The sequence below is a fragment of the Burkholderia sp. Se-20373 genome, assembly GCF_017104705.1.
GTDB lineage: Bacteria > Pseudomonadota > Gammaproteobacteria > Burkholderiales > Burkholderiaceae > Burkholderia.
Genome location: NZ_JAAGPH010000152.1, coordinates 1 through 18,214, shown reverse-complemented (window position 1 = coordinate 18,214; position 18,214 = coordinate 1). Strand labels below are relative to the sequence as shown.

18 protein-coding genes and 1 pseudogene are annotated in these 18,214 nt (G+C 68.3%); 13 read left to right on the top strand and 6 right to left on the bottom strand.

The window, feature by feature from the left end; translation table 11 throughout:
* From G3N96_RS32250 to G3N96_RS32230, 5 genes and pseudogenes are all read left to right on the top strand, one after another.
* Window positions 1-202: pseudogene (locus G3N96_RS32250) on the top strand (LysR family transcriptional regulator); the annotation flags it as partial.
* A gap of 41 nt (window positions 203-243) precedes the next feature.
* Entirely contained in the window at window positions 244-1,167 is a 924-nt protein-coding gene (locus G3N96_RS32245) for a DMT family transporter (protein ID WP_206139705.1), read from the top strand.
* Between the two features lie 67 nt (window positions 1,168-1,234).
* Window positions 1,235-2,014, top strand: coding sequence for a HAMP domain-containing sensor histidine kinase (locus G3N96_RS32240; protein ID WP_206139704.1), 780 nt, complete (start codon window positions 1,235-1,237; stop codon window positions 2,012-2,014).
* 76 nt (window positions 2,015-2,090) lie between these two features.
* Complete coding sequence (locus G3N96_RS32235) at window positions 2,091-3,434, top strand: hemolysin family protein (protein ID WP_089428023.1); 1,344 nt, start codon at window positions 2,091-2,093, stop codon at window positions 3,432-3,434.
* A gap of 22 nt (window positions 3,435-3,456) precedes the next feature.
* Window positions 3,457-4,041, top strand: coding sequence for a thiamine phosphate synthase (locus G3N96_RS32230; protein ID WP_206139703.1), 585 nt, complete (start codon window positions 3,457-3,459; stop codon window positions 4,039-4,041).
* A gap of 70 nt (window positions 4,042-4,111) precedes the next feature.
* Here G3N96_RS32230 and G3N96_RS32225 read toward each other — a convergent pair whose 3' ends face one another.
* Window positions 4,112-5,764: a DUF3459 domain-containing protein gene (locus tag G3N96_RS32225; protein WP_206139707.1), complete on the bottom strand. Its 1,653-nt coding sequence runs from the start codon at window positions 5,762-5,764 to the stop codon at window positions 4,112-4,114.
* A 309-nt stretch (window positions 5,765-6,073) separates the two neighbouring features.
* On the opposite strand from G3N96_RS32225, the gene G3N96_RS32220 reads away from it, so the two are divergent.
* Together G3N96_RS32220 and G3N96_RS32215 are read left to right on the top strand one after the other, a co-directional pair.
* The gene (locus G3N96_RS32220; RefSeq protein WP_206139702.1) at window positions 6,074-6,781 is read left to right on the top strand and encodes a class I SAM-dependent methyltransferase; all 708 of its coding nucleotides are present in this window, start codon (window positions 6,074-6,076) and stop codon (window positions 6,779-6,781) included.
* 124 nt (window positions 6,782-6,905) lie between these two features.
* On the top strand, window positions 6,906-7,574 hold the full coding sequence (locus G3N96_RS32215; RefSeq protein ID WP_206139701.1) for a glutathione S-transferase: 669 nt from the start codon (window positions 6,906-6,908) through the stop codon (window positions 7,572-7,574).
* A 26-nt stretch (window positions 7,575-7,600) separates the two neighbouring features.
* Here the strand turns inward: G3N96_RS32215 and G3N96_RS32210 are convergent, their stop codons facing one another.
* Window positions 7,601-8,254 (bottom strand): DUF1345 domain-containing protein, encoded by a 654-nt coding sequence (locus G3N96_RS32210; protein WP_206139700.1) that lies wholly within the window; start codon window positions 8,252-8,254, stop codon window positions 7,601-7,603.
* Between the two features lie 137 nt (window positions 8,255-8,391).
* Here G3N96_RS32210 and G3N96_RS32205 point away from each other — a divergent pair, with 137 nt between their 5' ends.
* Window positions 8,392-9,123, top strand: coding sequence for a metallophosphoesterase (locus tag G3N96_RS32205; RefSeq protein ID WP_206139699.1), 732 nt, complete (start codon window positions 8,392-8,394; stop codon window positions 9,121-9,123).
* Window positions 9,124-9,456: 333 nt separating this feature from the next.
* On the opposite strand, the gene G3N96_RS32200 is transcribed toward G3N96_RS32205, so the two are convergent.
* Together G3N96_RS32200 and G3N96_RS32195 are read right to left on the bottom strand one after the other, a co-directional pair.
* Window positions 9,457-10,152: an RES family NAD+ phosphorylase gene (locus G3N96_RS32200; RefSeq protein ID WP_206139706.1), complete on the bottom strand. Its 696-nt coding sequence runs from the start codon at window positions 10,150-10,152 to the stop codon at window positions 9,457-9,459.
* A 2-nt stretch (window positions 10,153-10,154) separates the two neighbouring features.
* Window positions 10,155-10,574: an MbcA/ParS/Xre antitoxin family protein gene (locus G3N96_RS32195; protein WP_011355846.1), complete on the bottom strand. Its 420-nt coding sequence runs from the start codon at window positions 10,572-10,574 to the stop codon at window positions 10,155-10,157.
* 233 nt (window positions 10,575-10,807) lie between these two features.
* On the opposite strand from G3N96_RS32195, the gene G3N96_RS32190 reads away from it, so the two are divergent.
* Together G3N96_RS32190 and G3N96_RS32185 are read left to right on the top strand one after the other, a co-directional pair.
* Window positions 10,808-11,590 (top strand): ABC transporter substrate-binding protein, encoded by a 783-nt coding sequence (locus G3N96_RS32190; RefSeq protein ID WP_206139698.1) that lies wholly within the window; start codon window positions 10,808-10,810, stop codon window positions 11,588-11,590.
* Between the two features lie 1,114 nt (window positions 11,591-12,704).
* Window positions 12,705-13,091 (top strand): GtrA family protein, encoded by a 387-nt coding sequence (locus G3N96_RS32185; protein ID WP_069251058.1) that lies wholly within the window; start codon window positions 12,705-12,707, stop codon window positions 13,089-13,091.
* A 28-nt stretch (window positions 13,092-13,119) separates the two neighbouring features.
* Here G3N96_RS32185 and G3N96_RS32180 read toward each other — a convergent pair whose 3' ends face one another.
* Both G3N96_RS32180 and G3N96_RS32175 read right to left on the bottom strand, forming a co-directional pair.
* A complete protein-coding gene (locus G3N96_RS32180) occupies window positions 13,120-14,601 on the bottom strand; it encodes a sigma-54 dependent transcriptional regulator (protein ID WP_124576289.1) in 1,482 nt (493 codons plus the stop codon).
* A 450-nt stretch (window positions 14,602-15,051) separates the two neighbouring features.
* Window positions 15,052-15,969 (bottom strand): metal-dependent hydrolase, encoded by a 918-nt coding sequence (locus G3N96_RS32175; RefSeq protein WP_124576288.1) that lies wholly within the window; start codon window positions 15,967-15,969, stop codon window positions 15,052-15,054.
* 582 nt (window positions 15,970-16,551) lie between these two features.
* On the opposite strand from G3N96_RS32175, the gene G3N96_RS32170 reads away from it, so the two are divergent.
* The 3 genes from G3N96_RS32170 to G3N96_RS32160 form a co-directional block, all read left to right on the top strand.
* Complete coding sequence (locus G3N96_RS32170; protein ID WP_011355854.1) at window positions 16,552-16,893, top strand: FKBP-type peptidyl-prolyl cis-trans isomerase; 342 nt, start codon at window positions 16,552-16,554, stop codon at window positions 16,891-16,893.
* A 34-nt stretch (window positions 16,894-16,927) separates the two neighbouring features.
* Complete coding sequence (locus tag G3N96_RS32165) at window positions 16,928-17,701, top strand: AraC family transcriptional regulator (protein ID WP_206139697.1); 774 nt, start codon at window positions 16,928-16,930, stop codon at window positions 17,699-17,701.
* A 190-nt stretch (window positions 17,702-17,891) separates the two neighbouring features.
* On the top strand, window positions 17,892-18,214 hold a 323-nt coding region (locus tag G3N96_RS32160), incomplete at its 3' end, for an MFS transporter (protein WP_206139696.1).

Genomic DNA, 18,214 nt, shown 5'->3' with positions numbered 1-18,214 from the left:
GGTCACGGCCGCCGCCGCCGCGGGGCTCGCCGTCTGCCCGCTGGCGCGGCGGGTCGCGCCGCGCACGCTGGTCGACGTCGGCGCGAAATTCGGGCTGCCGCCGTTGCCGCTGTCGCAGGTCGTGCTGTATTCGCGGGTACGCGACGCACGTGCCGGCGCCGCCTTGCGCAGGTTTGCCGACAGCCTTGCAATCTCGGCGTAAACTAACGGGCTTCGCCGCCCGCAATCTCCAGAAGAATTCCGATGACGCCCGACGCCCGCAAGCACCTCCGAGCCAACCTGCTGATGCTCGCCGCCGCCGCGATCTGGGGTTCGGCGTTCGTCGCCCAGCGCCTGAGCCTCGACGTGATCGGGCCGTTCCTGTTCACGGGGCTCCGTTTCCTGCTCGGTGCGCTGGTGCTGGTGCCGCTGCTGATGCTGAACACGGCGTCGCGCACGCAACTCGCGGCGATCCGCCGTGAGCCGACGCTGCTGCTGCCGGGCCTCGCGCTCGGCGGGCTGCTGGCGGTATCGATTTCGCTGCAGCAGATCGGCCTGCAGTACACGCGCATCGCCAACGCGGGCTTCATCAGCTCGCTGTACGTCGTGATCGTGCCGCTGATGGGCGTGTTCGCCCGTCACCGGATCGGCCCGGGCACGTGGTTCGGCGCGCTGCTCGCGGCGATCGGCCTGTATTTCCTCAGCATCAACGAGCAATTCTCGGTGCTGTACGGCGACTGGTTCCAGCTCGCCGGCGCCGTGATCATCGCCGCGCACGTGATGGCCGTCGGCCATTTCGCGAAGCGCCACCATCCGCTCGTGCTCGCGTTCATGCAGTTCGTCGTGTGCGGCGCGGCGTGCGGCGCGGTCGGCCTCGTCATCGAGCCGGTCAGCGGCACGATGCTGCGCAACGCGCTGCCGACACTGCTGTACGGCGGCCTGCTGTCGGTCGGGGTCGGCTATACGATGCAGGTGGTCGCGCAACGCGACGCGGCGCCCGCGCACGCGGCCGTGATCTTCAGCATGGAAGGCGTGTTCGCGGCGATCGCCGGCTGGGCCGCGCTCGGCGAAACGCTGACGCTGCGCGCGCTCGTCGGGTGCGCGCTGATGCTGGCCGGCCTGCTCGCGTGCCAGTTGCTGCCGAACGGCGACGCCCGGAAAAAGGACGAAGACGCGCTGCCGGCGTGACACGCACCGTCCCTATAATGACGGTTCGCGTGACTTCCACGCCAACCGCTTCCGACAGGCCAGCTCCGTGACGTCCACTACCGTCGATCCCGCCGCCGACCTGCTGCGCGAACGCGCAGCGCATTACGCCACCCAGGCGGCGCTGTTCCTGCGCGACCAGGCGCTCTCCACCGCGTCGCACGACCTGCGCAGCCCGCTGAACGCGATGCATAGCTGGGCGTACGTGCTCGAGCGCCAGCTCGCCAACGCCGATCCGAACCTGCAGCGCGCGCTCGCGGGCATCCGCACGGGCATCGACCAGCAGGTTGCGCTGATCGACGACGTGCTCGACGCGCCGCGCGCCGAAACGCGCACGCTCGCCGTCAAGCCGCAGCCGTTCGCGCTGCGCGCGCTGCTCGACGACACGATCGCGCTCGCCCGTTTCGGGCTCGCCGACGCCCGGCAGGTCGCGCTCGACGCGACGCTGCCGGACGGCGACCTGTCGCTGACCGCCGACCGCGAACGCATCGCACAGGCGCTCTGGACGATGCTCACCGCCGCGGTCGAAGCCAGCGCCGCCGGCAGCCGCGTGACGTTCGCGTGCGCTCGCGACGGCCTGCAGTTCACCGCGCGCGCCACGTGTACCGTCAACGCCGACGCGCTCGCCGATCCCGTGCAACCGCATGCATTCGAATCGTTCGCACGACGCGAGATGCTGCGCGAGCGCGACGCCAAGCGGATCGCGTGGACGCTCGCGCTTTGCCAGCGCGTCGCGCTCGCACACGGCGGCACGTTCGCGCACGACGCGTTCGCCGATGGCGCCACGGCCACCATCACGCTCTCCGTCCCCGGTGAGGCGCCGGTGTAAGCAATCGGCCGCCCGATACATTACAAATTCCTTTCTGGCTCTATACTGATGGGCCTGTCATAACCGGAGTGTTTCTTTGTTACAGATCTTCGCGCTCATCGGCGCGTTGTTCCTGGTGGCCCTGAACGGGTTCTTCGTCGCGGCCGAATTCGGCCTCGTCAAACTGCGCGCCACGCGCGTCAAGACACTGGCCCGCAAGCACGGCCTGCGCGGCCGCATCCTCGGCATCGTGCACGGCCGGCTCGACGCGTATCTTTCCGCGTGTCAGCTCGGTATCACGCTTGCGTCGCTCGGCCTCGGCTGGGTCGGCGAACCGGCCTTCGCGCAACTGCTCGGCCCGCTGCTCGACCTGATCGGCGTGGAATCCGAACGCGTCGTGCATCTGATCTCGCTGGTGTTCGCGTTCTCGCTGATCTCGTTCCTGCACATCGTCGTCGGCGAACTGGCGCCGAAATCGATGGCGATCCGCCAGCCCGAAAAGGTCGGCCTGTGGGTCGCGCTGCCGCTCTATGCGTTCTACTGGGCGATGTATCCGGCGATCTGGGTGCTCAACAACAGCGCCAATGCGGTGCTGCGGCTCGCGGGGCTGTCCGCCGACCACGGCAGCGACGCCCACTACTCGACCGACGAGCTGAAGCTGATCCTTCGCAGCCGGCGCAGCACGGCCGGCAATCCGGCCCAGCCGGCGCGCGGCACGTACAGCAACGACGAGTGGAACACGCTCGCGCATTCGCTCGACTTTTCGTCGATGACCGTGTCGGACCTGATGCGGCCGGCCCATGAAATGATCGGCCTGCGCCGCGACCTGCCGCTGCCCGACAACATGGAGATCGTCGCCCGGCACCGCTTCAGCCGCTATCCGCTGTTCGAGGATGCGTCGCGCGAACAGGTGAGCGGGCTGATCCACCTCAAGGACCTGCTGCTCGCGCGTCACGCGGGCGCGGCGCTGGAAGACCTGTCGGACTACGTCCGCCCCGTGCAGTACGTGCGGCCCGACACGCCGGCGCTCGACCTGTTCCGCCGCTTCCGCAAGGGCGCGCCGCACTTCGCGCTGGTCGGCAACAAGGGCGAGAAGCCGATCGGCTTCCTGACGCTCGACAACCTGCTCGGCGCGCTGGTCGGCCAGATCCACGACGAGTTCCGCCAGGGCGACGCCGACTGGAGCCGCCTTGACGACGGCACGCTGATGGGCAAGGGCAGCCTGCCTGTCGTGTCGCTCGAGCAGGCGCTCGGCATCGACATCGACGAAGGCCGTGCGGAATCGGTCGGCGGCCTCGTGATCCAGGCGCTCAGCGACCTGCCGACCGAAGGCCAGCGCGTGTCGTTCGACCGCTTCGACGTCGTCGTGAAGAAGATGAACGGGCCGCGCATCGTGCTCGTGCGCGTCTACCCGAAGATCTCGAAAGAGGCCGACGAATGATGGCCGCGCTTCGCCACACGCGATGAGCGCCACGCTGCCGCGCTGCTGCGTGATCACGCCGGAGCCGGCGTCCGCGTCGGCGGCCGATTGCGCGGCGTTCCTCGACCGGCTGTCGGCCGTGCTCGCGCGCGGCGAGACGCTCGTGCAATTGCGCGTGAAGTCGCTCGATGCAGCCGCGTTCGCGCGACTCGCCACCGAAGCGCTCGCGCGCTGCGACGCGACCGGCGCGCACCTGATGCTGAACGGGCCGATCGATGCGGCCGGCGTGATGCGGCTCGACGGCGCCGGCTGGCATCTCGACGGCACCGCGTTGCGCGCGGCCACGCAACGGCCGTTGCCGGCCGGACGATGGCTGTCCGCCGCCTGCCACACGCGCGACGACCTGCTGCTGGCCGCGCGCGCCGGCGCGGATTTCGTCACGCTGTCGCCCGTGTTGCCGACGCTCAGCCATCCCGGTGCGCCGACGCTCGGCTGGGCACGGTTCGGCGCACTGGCCGCCGAGGCCGCCATGCCCGTCTTCGCGCTCGGCGGCATGACACGTACCCACCTCGACGAGGCGCGCCGCCACGGCGCCTACGGCATCGCAGGCATTCGCGGGTTCTGGTAGGTCGGAGATTGCCCTGCGGTGCAGGCGGGCGCAGATGCGCCCGGCCGCTCAAACACACTCGCTCACGTCGTCATGCGTTCAGGTTCGGACGCATGCCGCGCCAGGCGCCGTCATCGATGCGACGCGCATCGTGCGTGAGCGCATACCGGTTGACGTCCCCCGTCAGCCACGCGACGAGCGCATACGGCGGCAACACCCCTTCATCGACCCGGTCGCGCGCACGCGCCGGCGTCTCGAACACGACTCGCCCGCTCGGCGCATCGAACGGCACCGCGTCGGGCGACAGGTTCAACGCGATCGTCAGCGTCTCGTCGTCGGCGAGCCGCCATGATGCGAGCAGCGCGTCGGCATCGCCGTCGCCGTCCGACTTCAGCGCACGCGCCTCCTGCGGCCGGCAATCGGACAATCGCGGCGCGATCAGCTTCGCGCGCACCGCGAGCGCCGACTGCACGAAATGCGCGCGATCGGCATCGCGCGCGGTTTCGTCGAAGATCAACGGGATCTGCGGCGTGAGCAGCGACAGCGCAAGTGCGGCCAGACCGGCCGCCTGCCCGTGGTCGCCCTGCCCGCTGTCGCGCCACGCGCCATCGGACAGCACCAGCGACGTCAACGACAGCCCGCTGTCGGCAGCCATGCCTTCCCCCGACCCGGCCGGCTGGAATGCGGCCCCGGCCGCGGTCAGCGCGCGGGCGAGCGTGTGGATCGACTGGTGCGTGGAAATGCCTTCGTGAGCCGACGTATCGCGCCCCGTCAGCCGGTGCAGCGCGCGTTCGCCGCAGCCGTTCCACTGCGCATCGAAATGGGTATCGGCAAGATGCGCCGGATGCCGCTCGCTGCCGAGGACGAGATGGATCAGCCGGTCGGCCGGCACGGCCGCGCGCACGCGATCCGCGATCTCGCGCAGCCACGACACGCCGATCCGGTCGGCTTCGCGCAGGCGCAGGCCGTCGCAACGGTACTCTTCGATCCAGTACAGCGCGTTGTCGCAGAAGAAATCGCAGACTTCGGGATGATCGAGCGCGAGCGGCGGCGCCTGGAGCGGATCGTCACGCGTATGGAAGAACGGCGCCGCGTAGTGGCGCAGCGCCTCGGTGCCGCTGCCGAAGCGCGCGTAATCGAGCTCCAGCAGCACCGCGAGACCGTAGCCGTGCGCGTCGTCGATCAGCGCCTTCAGCGCGTCGGGGCCGCCTTCGGCCGCGAGCGGCGCGAACGGCAGGCTGTCGTGCGGCGACGCGAGCAGCTCCAGCGCGGTCACGCCGAGCCGCGCAAGTTGCGGCAGGCGCCTGCGCACACCGTCGAAGCCGCCCACCGCGTGCGGGCGAATCGCATAGAGCGCGATGTCTTCCCATGCGCGCCCGTGCCAGAACGTGTTGCGCCACGTGAACGCGCGCGGATCGATGACCTCGCTCGGGCCGTTGAGCCCTTCGGGTTGCGAACGCGACGCGGGATCGGGAATCGATACCGCATCGTCGAGGCGATAGCGATAAAGCGCACCCGCACCGCAATCGGCAAAGACTTCGAACCAGTTCGTGCCGGCCGCCGTCATCGGGACGAGCAACGGGCCGAAGCCGGTATCGAGTTCGAGCTGGACCTGCGTGCTGCCCGGCGCCCACACGCGAAAATGCGTGCGCGGCGACACGCCAAGCGCGCCACAGGGCTGGGCGCCGAACGGCAAGCAGTGAATGTAGTGCTGCGCATACGGATCGTGCGGACAATCGGACATCATGCGCTCCTCGTGCGTGCCGAGCGGCATGGCCGCGCCAGCGGGGCGCGGCGCATCGGGGCCCGGCATGCGACGGCCAGGCGGGGGGAGAGAAACGAGTATGCGCCGGATTCGCTACCGCGATGCATCGCGGCCGGACATTTTTAAATACGAATCGACCCCGGGAAAACCCGCAGTCCTGCCGGTCCCGACGAGTCGGGTAGCAGTCATACCGGAATGGCTGCTCGCCTTGTTGCACCGGCCGCGCACGCTTACGCTCTGCGCCATGCTCGCGGACACGACGTCCGCGCCCGACCCGAGGAACCCGCCATGTCGCTTCCCGCCAGCGCCGCCAAATTCGATCCGGCACGCGCACACGAATACGCCGAGCAATCCCGCATCGCACTCGCCGGCTACGATGCCTGCCACGAACTCACCGCGTGCATGCTCGCGTCGGCGATCGCGGCGCCCGAGGCGCGGATCCTCGTCGCGGGCGCGGGCGGCACCGGGCAGGAAATCTGCGTGGCGGCCGCGCTCGAGCCGGGCTGGCAATTCACGGCCGTCGACCCGTCCGCGCCGATGCTCGCGCTCGCGCACTCGAACGTCGAGGCCGCCGGTTTCGGCGCACGCACGACGTTCGTCGAGGACGGTGTCGAGACGTTGCCCGACACGCCCGCGTTCGACGGCGCGACACTGATCGGCGTGCTGCACCACGTGCCCGGCGACGCGGCAAAGGCGGCGCTGCTGCATGCGATCGCGCGACGCCTGAAACCCGGCGCGCCGCTCGTCCTTGCCGGCAACCATCGCCGCTACGCGGATCACCCTCGCCTGCTCGACGCATGGCAGCAGCGCTGGCGCATGAAAGGCGCGACGCCCGACGCGGTGCGCGCGCAACTCGCGAAGATCCTGCAGGGCGCCGATCCGCCCGCGTCCGAGGACGCCGTGTTCGGCCTGCTGCGCGACGCGGGCTTCGATGCGCCGCTGCGTTTTTTCGCGAGCCTGTTCTGGGGTGCGTGGATCGCGGTGCGGCGCGCGTGATGAAGCGGGGCGGCCGGCCAGGCGCGGTCAGCCAGACGCCGCTCGTCACGACGCGCGGCGCGTTTCGCGTACGCGCCCTACGCGCTGGGTATGATGTCGTTCCCGCCCCACTCCCAGCGTCGACATGCTCACCGTCCATCACCTGAACAACTCGCGCTCGCAGCGCGTGCTCTGGCTGCTCGAAGAACTGGATGTGCCGTACGAGATCGTGCGCTACGCGCGCGACCCGAAGACGATGCTCGCGCCGCCCGAATTGCGCGCGATCCATCCGCTCGGCAAGTCGCCGGTCGTCACCGACGAAGGCCGCACGTACGCCGAATCGGGCGCGATCATCGAATACCTGGTCGAACGCTACGGCAACGGGCGCCTCGCGCCGCCGCCCGGCACGCCGGAGCGGCACGACTACACGTACTGGCTGCATTACGCGGAAGGATCGGCGATGCCGCCGCTGCTGCTCAAGCTCGTCGCACTGCGGATCGCGCACGCGCCGATGCCGTTCTTCGCACGGCCGATCGCGCGCAAGATCGCCGACACGCTGCAATCGAGCTTCGTCGATCCGCAGATCGCCCTGCATCTCGGCTATGTCAACGACACGTTGAGCCGCACCGGCTGGTTCGTCGGCGACGGTTTCAGCGCAGCCGACATCCAGATGAGCTTTCCGCTCGAAGCCGCGACCGCGCGCGGCGGCGGCAGCCGCTATCCGGCGATCGCACGCTTCCTCGATGCGATCCACGCGCGGCCCGCGTACCAGCGGGCGCTGGAACGCGGCGGCCCGTACGACCTGCTCAAGTAACGCTGCGAATCGCCCCCTGGCCTGCGTCAGCTCAGCAGGCCCGCGGCGACGTTGATCGACAGCCCGAGCACGGCCATGTTGAAGTAGAACGACAGGATCGACTGCGCGAGCACCGAGCGCCGCGCGGAACGGTTCGCCAGCGACACGTCGGCCGTCTGCGACGCGACCGCGAGCGTGAACGCGAAATACAGGAAATCCCAGTAATCGGGTTCGGGGTTCTTGTCCGGAAAGCGCAGCGCGCGATCGCCGCTCGGCGAGCCGTAATAGAGCCGCGCATAGTGCAGCGTGAAGATCGTCGGGATCAGGAACCACGCGCCGAACAGCGTCGCGCCCGTGATCGCATAGTGGCTGAGCCCGGCGCTGAAGCCGACGCTCTTGGCGGTCGCGAGTTCGATCGCGATCGCGGCGACGCTCGCAACGGTCGCGAGGCACACGACGGTCAGCACCGTCGTCGCGTTTTCATCCTCGCGGATCGCGACTTCGCGCACCTTGTGATGGTGCGCGGTGACCATGCGCACCCACATCAGCACGAGATACAACCAGATCGCGCAATCCCAGCCGATCAGCGCACGCACGGTCGGACGCAGCGAAAACGGCAGCAGCACCGCGCACAGCACGCCGGCAACGAACGCCGCGACCATGCGCGGCCGGTTGCGTAATACCTGCGGATAAATCGTCATCATGTGATTCCGAAAGCGAATGGAAAGGGTTCAGCCGGCGTGGAACAGCCCGCTGCGCCGTGCCGGCGGGGATTGCCCCGATTATCGTCATTCCATCGTGACGTGGCGATGGGGGCGCGAGCGCCTAAGATAGTGGGATGACTGCCACCGCCCCCCTCTGCCGCCATCCGGCGAACACGGTCGGCCGCGACTTCGTCGTCGGCGACCTGCACGGCTGCGTGGACGTGCTGCGCGCGCTGCTGCACGACATCCGCTTCGATCCGGCCCGCGACCGCCTGTTCTCGGTCGGCGACCTCGTCGATCGCGGCCCGGCCTCCGAAACCACGCTCGACCTGCTCGACCGCCCGTGGTGCCACGTCGTGCGCGGCAATCACGAGGAAGTGCTGAGCCTCGTGGCGCGCGGCAAGCTGTCACCCGACGCGTGGCGCGGGATCGGCGGCGACTGGGGTGCCGACCTGCCGCCGGAACGGTTGCACGCGCATGCGGCGCGCGTCGACGCGCTGCCGCTGGTGCGCGTGATCGGCGACGGCCCCGGGCGCTTCAACGTGCTGCATGCGGAATTCTTCGGCTCGGACGCCGATCTCGATACGGGCAGCTATGCGCACGACGTGCGCGAACGGCTGATCTGGGGCCGCGATCTCGTCCAGGGGCTCGCCGATCCCGCGCGGCAGGCCGGGCTGTCGCTGACCTGCACCGGGCACACGCCGGTGCGCGCGCCGCAGCGGATCGGCGCGCAGTGGTTCATCGACACGGGCGCGTTCGCGCCGGCCGGGCGGCTCACGCTCGCCGAGCCGCGCACCGGGCGTACCTGGTCGATGACGCAGGCCGAGGCACGCGAACGCCACGCGGGCGACTGGCCGCTGCCGTGAGGCGCTGATCGGTACTGATAGGTGCTGACGCCTGCAAGCGGCCCCTAGGGCCTGTTCACGCTAATAACGGGCTTGCGCTGGCCCCCAGAAGGGCCGAGCGCAAGGAATGCGACGAAGCGAATACTCAACGTATTCGCAAGGAGCATGACGCGGCGGTCGGCCCTTCTGGGGGCCAGCCCCACGAGAGAATTTTTCCAAACAGGGGAACGTGCCTTTCCGCCCGCATTGCGGCGTCGTTCGTCGTTGCAATAGCTACGGCTATTGCGCCTCCTCTCTCCTTGCACTGCGGGCGGAAAGGCACGTTCGCAAGCCCGTTATTAGCGTGAACAGGCCCTAGCCGACCTGGTTCAGTTCGAACACCGCATCGACGGCCGAGCCGTTCCAGTTGTATTCGAGGTAGGCCGCGTGATGGCAGTCGCGCAACAGCGCGGTGCGGAACGCCGCCAGACACTCGCCGCGCGGGTCGCGCACCGACGGATAGACGATCCCCGCGCCGCCCGCATTGCGCACCGCGCGACCGAGCGCCTGCCCGGCGCTGTAATCGAGCGGATGCAGCAGCGCCGGATCGCGTGTCGGCCACACGCGTATGTCGGCCACGTCGCCCTGCGCGATCACCGTGTAGAGCCGCATTTGCTGGCGCATCGGCGGCTCCTTCGTCGCTTCCAGGAACACCGCGCTGTGATACCGCGTTTCTGCGATCGCCGTATCGCGCGAACGCGCGCAGTAGAACACGCCGTAGCTGCCGTCGGAAAAGCGGCTGCCCTGCGGATTCAGGTGCGTGAACGCGGCCATGATCGGCCCCCAGCCCTGCCCGTAGCGGCGCTCGGCGGGCGGCACGAGGTCGAGCGTGCCGACTTCGTTGCGGATGCGGTCGTTGGTCAGCGATTCGAGTGCGTAAAGCGCGTCGAAATCGTCCGCCGAGGCCACGCGGTCGAACAGGTTGATCGCCGGGAAACGGGTGGGGATCACGCGATAGGCTGGCGCCCAGTCGACCGCGGTCGTGGGCCATTGTCGTGCTTGGATCGGCATGGTCACGCCCAGCCACCTCGCATCGCGTCGAGATATTGCCGGACCGCGACCAGATCGCCGACGTTGCCGGCGAGCATCCGGTCGAGTGCGCGCTTGCCGCCGAACGGCGCCGCGTCGTTCGGCCGCTTGACCCACGCATCGGCCGCGGCCGGCTGCGGCAGCAGGATCTGCAGCGCCTTGTAGATGCCGAGCAACAGCGATAGCCGTTCGAGCGTATCGCGCGGCAGCCGCGCCGATTCCGGCGTGGCCTTCCACTTGAAGAACGTCGAACGGCCGGGCGACCCGAGCAGCACGATCTGCTCGTCGATCGTCAGTTCCCAGTCGCGCGCGATGTTGAAAAACGCGCGCAGGCCGGCCGCCGACATCTGCGCGACCGAAGCCTGCGGCGGGGCGGAGTGCGATTCATAGGCGGGCTGTGACATGATCGTTAGTCTCGAAACGAATTTACTAACAAGATTAGTCCATTTTCGTATTTTTGCAAGGGTCGAGACCGCCGATCGATCCGCTCATCCGACGAAACGATATTTTTTGTCCATTCTGGACTCTGATTTTATTTTCTGCGTTAATGGCCGTGCGGACACCGCGCGCAGACGCGGCTCGTATCCGTGAAACCGTGTCGCACAGAACCCGGAAGCACCCCGCCAAGGAACGCACCATGAAGAGACTGATTGCCGCTGTTTCGATCGCCCTGCTCGCGGTATCCGCAGGCCCCGCCGTCGCGAAGGACTGGACCACGATCCGCTTCGGCACCGATGCCAGCTACGCGCCGTTCGAGTCGAAGGCGCCCGACGGCAAGCTCGTCGGCTTCGACATCGACCTCGGCAACGAGATCTGCGCGCGCCTGAAGGCGAAGTGCGTGTGGCTCGAGAACGATTTCGACGGAATGATTCCGGCGCTGAAGGCGAAGAAGTTCGACGCGGTGCTGTCGTCGATGTCGATCACGCCGCAACGCGCGCAGCAGATCGGCTTCACGACGAAGATCTACAACCAGCCGACGCGGCTCGTCGTGAAGAAGGGTTCGCCGTTGCTGCCGACGGCCGAATCGCTGAAGGGCAAATCGATCGGCGTCGAACAGGGCACGACGCAGGAAACGTATGCGAAGGCGTACTGGGGCAAGCAAGGCGCGAACGTCGTGTCGTACCAGAACCAGGACGGCGTGTACGCGGACCTGATCGCGGGCCGCCTCGACGCGGCGTTGCAGGACGAAGTGCAGGCGGCCATCGGATTCCTGAAATCGCCGCGCGGCGCGAACTACACGTTCGTCGGCCCCGAGCTCGTCGACGAGAAGGTGCTCGGCATCGGCGCCGGCATCGGGCTGCGCAAGGAGGACGCCGACCTGAAGGCGAAGATCGACGGCGCCATCCTCGATATGGTCAAGGACGGCACCTACAAGCGGCTCGCGTCGAAGTACTTCGACTTCGACATCTACGGCGGCTGAAACGGCGTCGCGCGCGTACGGGCGCCACTCCCGTCGCGCGCGTCCGACCGCCCCTCCCCTCACCACCGGACGGCACCGGCGCAACACCGTTTGCCGTCGCATCGAATGCTTCATCCGTCGCACACATCGCACGACGCTGTACATTTCATTCGGATTGCAGATTGATCGTTCACGGAGACGAAGCCGCGCGCGAACGGATATCGTGCGGCTTCAGTCAGTAGGCGAAGACCGGGCGTCGAGGGACCGGCGCCCGTGTGCACATGCCCTTGCGAATCGGGTTCGCGTGCAGGAAAGTGCCGACCCGGCGTGGATGACCGGCAATCAGCCGGATCCGCCTCGCACCGGGCGCGGAGAGATGGCCTGTCGATGCATGCCGGCGGGCTGCGAGAACGACGTTCGACCGGCGATGCTCCGAATCATGGCGATCGCGGCCTGCTTGCCGCAGTGTGTAGCGATCGATCATTTTTTTCCCCGTTTCAATCTGATGGTTGTTCCGGCAACCGGACGAGACCGGTGCCCCGACGATCAGGCGACGACATGCCGTGCTCGCCGGAACGCAGCTGTCGTGCCGCGCTCCGCCGCCGCATCCCCGCGGACCGTGTCCTGGCCGGTACTGACAGGATTCGCTGCCGAACCGGACGGAACGTGCATCGTCGACTTTCGCACGCTCACTGTCGCAAGGAGCGGGCCAGCGTCGCGCGAGCCCGTCCGGACAAGGGATTGACCGGGCAGCGTGGTGGCAGGAACGGGTGCGGAAGGCGAGAAGTTACGAAACTGAAACACGTGGCGCGCGGCATGCGCAGGCTGCGTCGCGGCGCTGCCTTGCCGGATAAGGCTGAACAATGCGGCGCGACATTTTTACCGGCGGGTAGCCGGCCGTTCACCCCGATTTGCCGCGCCAATTGGCGTGGCTGCGGAAGCGAAATGTTTCATGCGCTTTACATGCCGTCGGCGGCTCGGGAGCCGCAGGTTGTCCGCTCATCGATCGGCCGGCGGCATCGCTATACTGCGAAACCGGTGCGCGTCATGTTTGCGCCGGCGCCATTCGCCGGCGCGTGACGCTCCCCACGACACCGGCCCACACGCCGCCCCATCACCCGAACGACCGCACCCGATGATCCGCACCCTCTATACCGCCGAACGCGCCAGGCTGATTCGCTTCGGGGTGTCGGGCGTCGGCTCGACCGCGCTGCATGCGCTGATCGCGGCCGCGATGTTCGCGCTGTTCGACGCGACGCCGGTGAGCGCGAACGCGGTCGCGTTCGCGTGCTCGACCGCGTTCTCGTATCTCGCCAACACGCTCTGGAGTTTTTCGTCGCCGGTGACATGGGGCAACTTCGTGCGCTTTCTCGCCGTCGCGATGGCCGGCCTCGGCATGACGATGCTGCTGGCGCACGGCACCGAGACGCTCGGCCTCGCCCGCGCATGGAGCATCGTCGCGGTCGTGCTGTGCGTGCCGCCGGTCACGTTCGTGCTGCACCGGCTCTGGACCTATCGCTGAACCGGTTCACGCGTCACGCGCGCGCCGCTCAGCCGACCCGCCGATGCCCCGCGTCGCCGGACGGCGTGCCGTCGTGCCCGCCGTTGTCGCCGTTCCCGCCGTTGTTGTCGTGATCGTTCAGCCCGTGCTCGATCATCATCCGGTAGAGCGTCACGCGTGAAATGCCGAGTTCGGCCGCAGCCTTGTTGATGCGGTGATCGTTGCGCAGCAGCGCATTCTCGATCGCGGTGCGCTCGGCGAGCGCCCGCGCCTGTTCGAGCGTCACGGGTTCGGTTTCGCCCGGCGTCTCGAGCCCGAGATCGTGCGGCGTCAGCAGCCGGCTCTCGGCCATCACGATCGCGCGCCGCACGCGGTTGATCAGCTCGCGCACGTTGCCCGGCCATTCGTAACGGCGCATCGCATCGAGCGCGGCCGACGTGAAGCCGCTGATCTTGCGGCCGCTGTCGGACTTGAATTTCTGCAGCACGTAGTGCGCGAGGATGTCGATATCCTTGCCGCGCGCGCGCAGCGGCGGCTCGTGGATGCGCAGCACGCACAGGCGGTGATACAGGTCGGCGCGGAAGCGCCCGGCCTCGACCGCGCCGTCGAGATCGACGTGGGTGGCCGAGATGATCCGTACGTCGACCGGAATCGATTCCTGCCCGCCGAGCCGCTCGATCTTCCCTTCCTGCAGGAAACGCAGCAGGCTCGCCTGGCTTTCGACCGGCATGTCGCCGATTTCGTCGAGAAACAGCGTGCCGCCGTTCGCCGATTCGATCCGGCCCGCGCGCCGCTGATTCGCGCCGGTGAACGCGCCGCGCTCGTAGCCGAACAGTTCCGACTGCAGCAGGTGATGCGGAATCGCGCCGCAATTGATCGCGACGAACGGCCCCTTGCCGCGGCCGGAGCGCTCGTGAATCGCGAGCGCCGTCAGCTCCTTGCCGGTGCCCGACTCGCCGGAGATGAACACGCTCGCATCGGTCTTCGCGACCTTGCGGATCGTGCTGAACAGCTGCTGCATCGCCTCGCAGTTGCCGATCATCCCGTGTTCGCCGATCGACGCCGCATAGGCCGCGCCATCGACACGATCGAGCGCGGCCATCCCGCGCGCATGGCCGAGCACGTGCGAAATCCATTCGTAGGGCAACGGAAGGGTCACGTAATCGAAGCAATAGCTGCGGATCAGTTCGCGCACCGCGGGGCTGATCGTGATGCCGGCCTGCGCGATGGAAATCCAGCCGATCGACGGCTGGCTCAGGCACGCCTTCAGCGCCGGATAGTCGCGCGACGTGAACCCGGTGAAATCGACCAGACCGGCGGCGACGCTCACGCCGGAGGTCATGTTCTGCGCGGCGCCGGCCGTCTTCGCGACGGCGATTTCCCAGCCGAGCCCGCGCAGTTGCGCAAGCAACGGCTCATCGGGCGAACGCATGATCACGAACAGCTTGCGTCCGTCCTCGGGCGCGGTGACGGACACATGCGACATCTCGGGCACCGCATGCCCGTTTGCGTCAGGTGACCTAGCAACCATCGTTGTTCCCCGCTTCGCGTTGGTATCGCGCCGGCTCGCCGTCGCATGCGACGGACCTTGGTCGAACCGACATATTGGCCGCATTTCCGTCCGAATAAAATCCCCCCGTGCAGGAATCGCGCGTGAGCTGGACATTGTCATGAACGGTATATCGATGCGGCCGGCGCGCGGCTAGATGGGTGTTATCCCGGTGGCGTACGCGGCGGGCCCCCTGAAAGGATGGCTGCGCGGCGCGCAAAGCCGCGCCGGTGCTGGCGCAAGGCGTTCCCGGACGATGCCGCGCACGCCGGATCGGCGCGCTCGCGCATGCGTGCGCAACCGGTCGACGGGCCCGCAGGGCACCCGTGCTGCCGGTTCGAATTGATTTGGGTCAATCGTCAGAAGAAGCCGGCTGATGCACGAACGCAACATGCGCGGCCCGATGCCGCGCATGCCGGCGCAGCGGCGATCTCAGCGGCCCGATGCGAGCGGCGCCGGCGCGTTGGCGCGGCCGCGGCCGGCCGGTGCGCCGCCCTGTTCGCCATAGGCGGCGGCGAGCGCATCGACCCGCGCCAGATGGTGGTGATTGTCGTGATCCCACGGATGGAAGCCCGGCCGGAAAAAGCTCAGCCATTCGCCGGCGATGCGCGGGAACAGCCCCCGGCGCGGCCCGTACAGGAACGCGATCATCCGCAGCATGCCGCGCACGTGATGGCCGGCGCCGCGATCGCGCCACAGCAGCGTCGCATGCATCAGGAATACGGTCGGCCAGAACGTCAGCGTCGTCAGCAGATACACGCCGATGCGGATCAGGTAACGGCGCAGCCCCGGTGCCATCGCGGTGTTCCATACGTCGAACGACACGGCCTTGTGCTCGGTTTCCTCGAGCGCGTGCCAGATCCACATCTGGCGGTAGCCCTCGACCGAGCCGTCGAGGCGCGTCGGGTCGCGCAGCAGCCAGTCGGCGAGCATCGCCGTGTAGTGCTCCGCCGCGACCGTATGCGCGAGCTGCACCGAATGCGGCAGCTTGCGCTTCATGTAGCCGAGCACCGTCCAGACGCGCTTGTCGAGCTTGCGCGCGGGCAGGTGGTTCGCCTGCATCAGCTCGTTGTACTCGATGTGCTCGCGCGTGTGCATCGCCTCCTGGCCGATGAAGCCGAGCACCTGCTGCTTCAGCACGGGATCGTCGATCCGGTCGCGGTAGTTGCGCACCGAATCCATGAAGAAACGCTCGCCGGCCGGAAACAGCAGCGACAGCGCGTTGAAGAAATGGGTCACGTGCGACCCGAGGCCATGCCAGTCCTTCGCGCGTTCGACCGGCAGGTCGAAGCGCAGGTCGCGGCGCACCGGCATGATCCCGGCTGCGGTGGCGGAAGCGGCTGACTTCATGTTGATCGTTCTCCTGGTTCCGGAGCGGCCCGGCGCGTCGTCCGACGCAGCCGGCGCAGGCCCGGGCGGCGCATCGCGCACCGCCAAAATCTTGACATCGACAGCTGTAAAGATAGGCCGCCCGCGGCGGCGCACGCAAGCCGCGCGGTAGATGCGCGCTTCCAAACAGGGCACGGTCGAAAAGGCGGAAAAAACGGCGCTCGAACAGCGTCCGGACGGGGCGGGATTCGAACGCGCGCGGTAGCTCGCGTACGCTACGCGCAGCGCCGTGCCATGTCACGTCGACGGCCTGAAAGCCCCGTGCGGCGGGCGTTTCACGGAAATCGGCGACGCCTCGCGGTACGCCGCGGCGCACCCCGGTAGCACCGATTCATACACGCGTCGCACTCGCACGGTGCAACCGCGGTCGCGCGGCGCGCGAAAAATTCAAACGCGCGTTCCATTTGCGTTTCGGACGATCGCGGCCGCGGCGGCCCGGCGCCGCCCGCGACACGCGTACGGGCGGCCCGACAGCCCCGAGCGCCGGCCCGTTGCGCGCTCGCCTACAATAGCGGTTTTACCCATCCTTTTTCAGGAGAAGTCATGTCTGTCATCACGACCGAATCGGGCCTCAAATACGAAGACCTGACCGAAGGCACCGGCGACGTAGCGCAAGCCGGCCAGACCGTCAGCGTCCACTACACGGGCTGGCTGACCGACGGTCAGAAATTCGACTCGAGCAAGGATCGCAACGACCCGTTCGCGTTCGTGCTCGGCGGCGGCATGGTCATCAAGGGCTGGGACGAAGGCGTGCAGGGCATGAAGGTCGGCGGCGTGCGTCGCCTGACGATCCCGCCGCAACTCGGCTACGGCCCGCGCGGCGCAGGCGGCGTGATTCCGCCGAATGCCACGCTCGTGTTCGAAGTCGAACTGCTCGACATCTGACACCGTACGCGAGCCGCCGACTGACGCCCGGCCCATGGCACACCTTTCGTCCCCCACCATCGCACTGCAACGCTACGACACGCTCGAAGCGTCGGACGTGCACGACTTTCACCAGATCGTGCTCGGCATCGACGGTGCGATGGTGATGGCGGTGAACGGCGTCAGCCAGCGGCTCGACCGGCACGGCGCGTGGCTGGTTCCGGCCGGCGCGCGCCACGATTACGCGGGCCTCGGCGAGAACCGCCAGCTCGTGCTCAATCTTCCCCTCGCGTCGCTCGCGGTGCCGCAGCGGCTGTTCGACAGCGCGCGCGCCGTGGCGATCGATCCGGCACTGACGTCGCTGGTCGCGCAGATCGCGGCCGCCGCCGCGCAACTCGATGCCCCCGCCGACGACGCGCGGCACACGGCCGCGCACCGGTTCCAGTGGCAAGCCGCCGCGCGGCTGTGCGGCGCGCTGCTCGACGAACGCGCGATCGCCGCGCCCGCCTCGGGCCTCGATTTCGCGCGCATCGACCGCTGGCTGCGCGCACGGCTCGAGGAGCCGCTGCGCATCGCCGATCTCGCCGCGCACTGCGGCTACGGGATGCGCCGCTTTCATCAACTGTTCGTCGACGCGTTCGGCGAAACGCCGCATCGCTACCTGCAGCGGCTCAGGCTCGACGCGGCCGTGATCCTGCTCGCGGACGGCCGGTATCCGCTCGTCGATATCGCCGGGAGGGTCGGCTTCGCGGATCAAAGCACGTTCACCCATGCGTTCACGAAGCGTTTCGGCGTGGCGCCCGGACGCTGGCGCGGCGAGCGGCATTGAACGCAGCCGCTGGCCCACGCCGAGCGCGCATCCATGCACGTAGCGGCACGCTTCTTCGGTAAATCGCGTTCGCGCCGGCCCGGCTGCAGCCTGTTCCGTTCCCGCTTCGCTCTCCCTGCTTCGCATCTGGCGTATCGACGCTTCACGTTCCGCTGAAACGTTGCATGTCCGTCGCGCCTACGATTGACGCATGGATACGACCTCCCCCACCCCCGCTTTCCCGCCCGCGCTCGCCCGCGTCGTCGCGACCGTCAGCACCGGTTTCGTCGTGACGCAGCTCGACGTGACGATCGTCAACATCGCACTCGCGCATCTTGCCGGCGACCTGCGCTTGCCGGTCGCCGGCCTGCAGTGGGTCGTCGACGCATACACGCTCGCGTTCGCGGTACTGATGCTGTCGGGCGGCGCGCTCGGCGACCGCTTCGGCGCGCGGCGTCTGTACATCGCCGGCCTCGTGCTGTTCGCGCTGGCGTCGCTCGCGTGCGGCGCCGCGAGCGCGCCCGCGATGCTGAT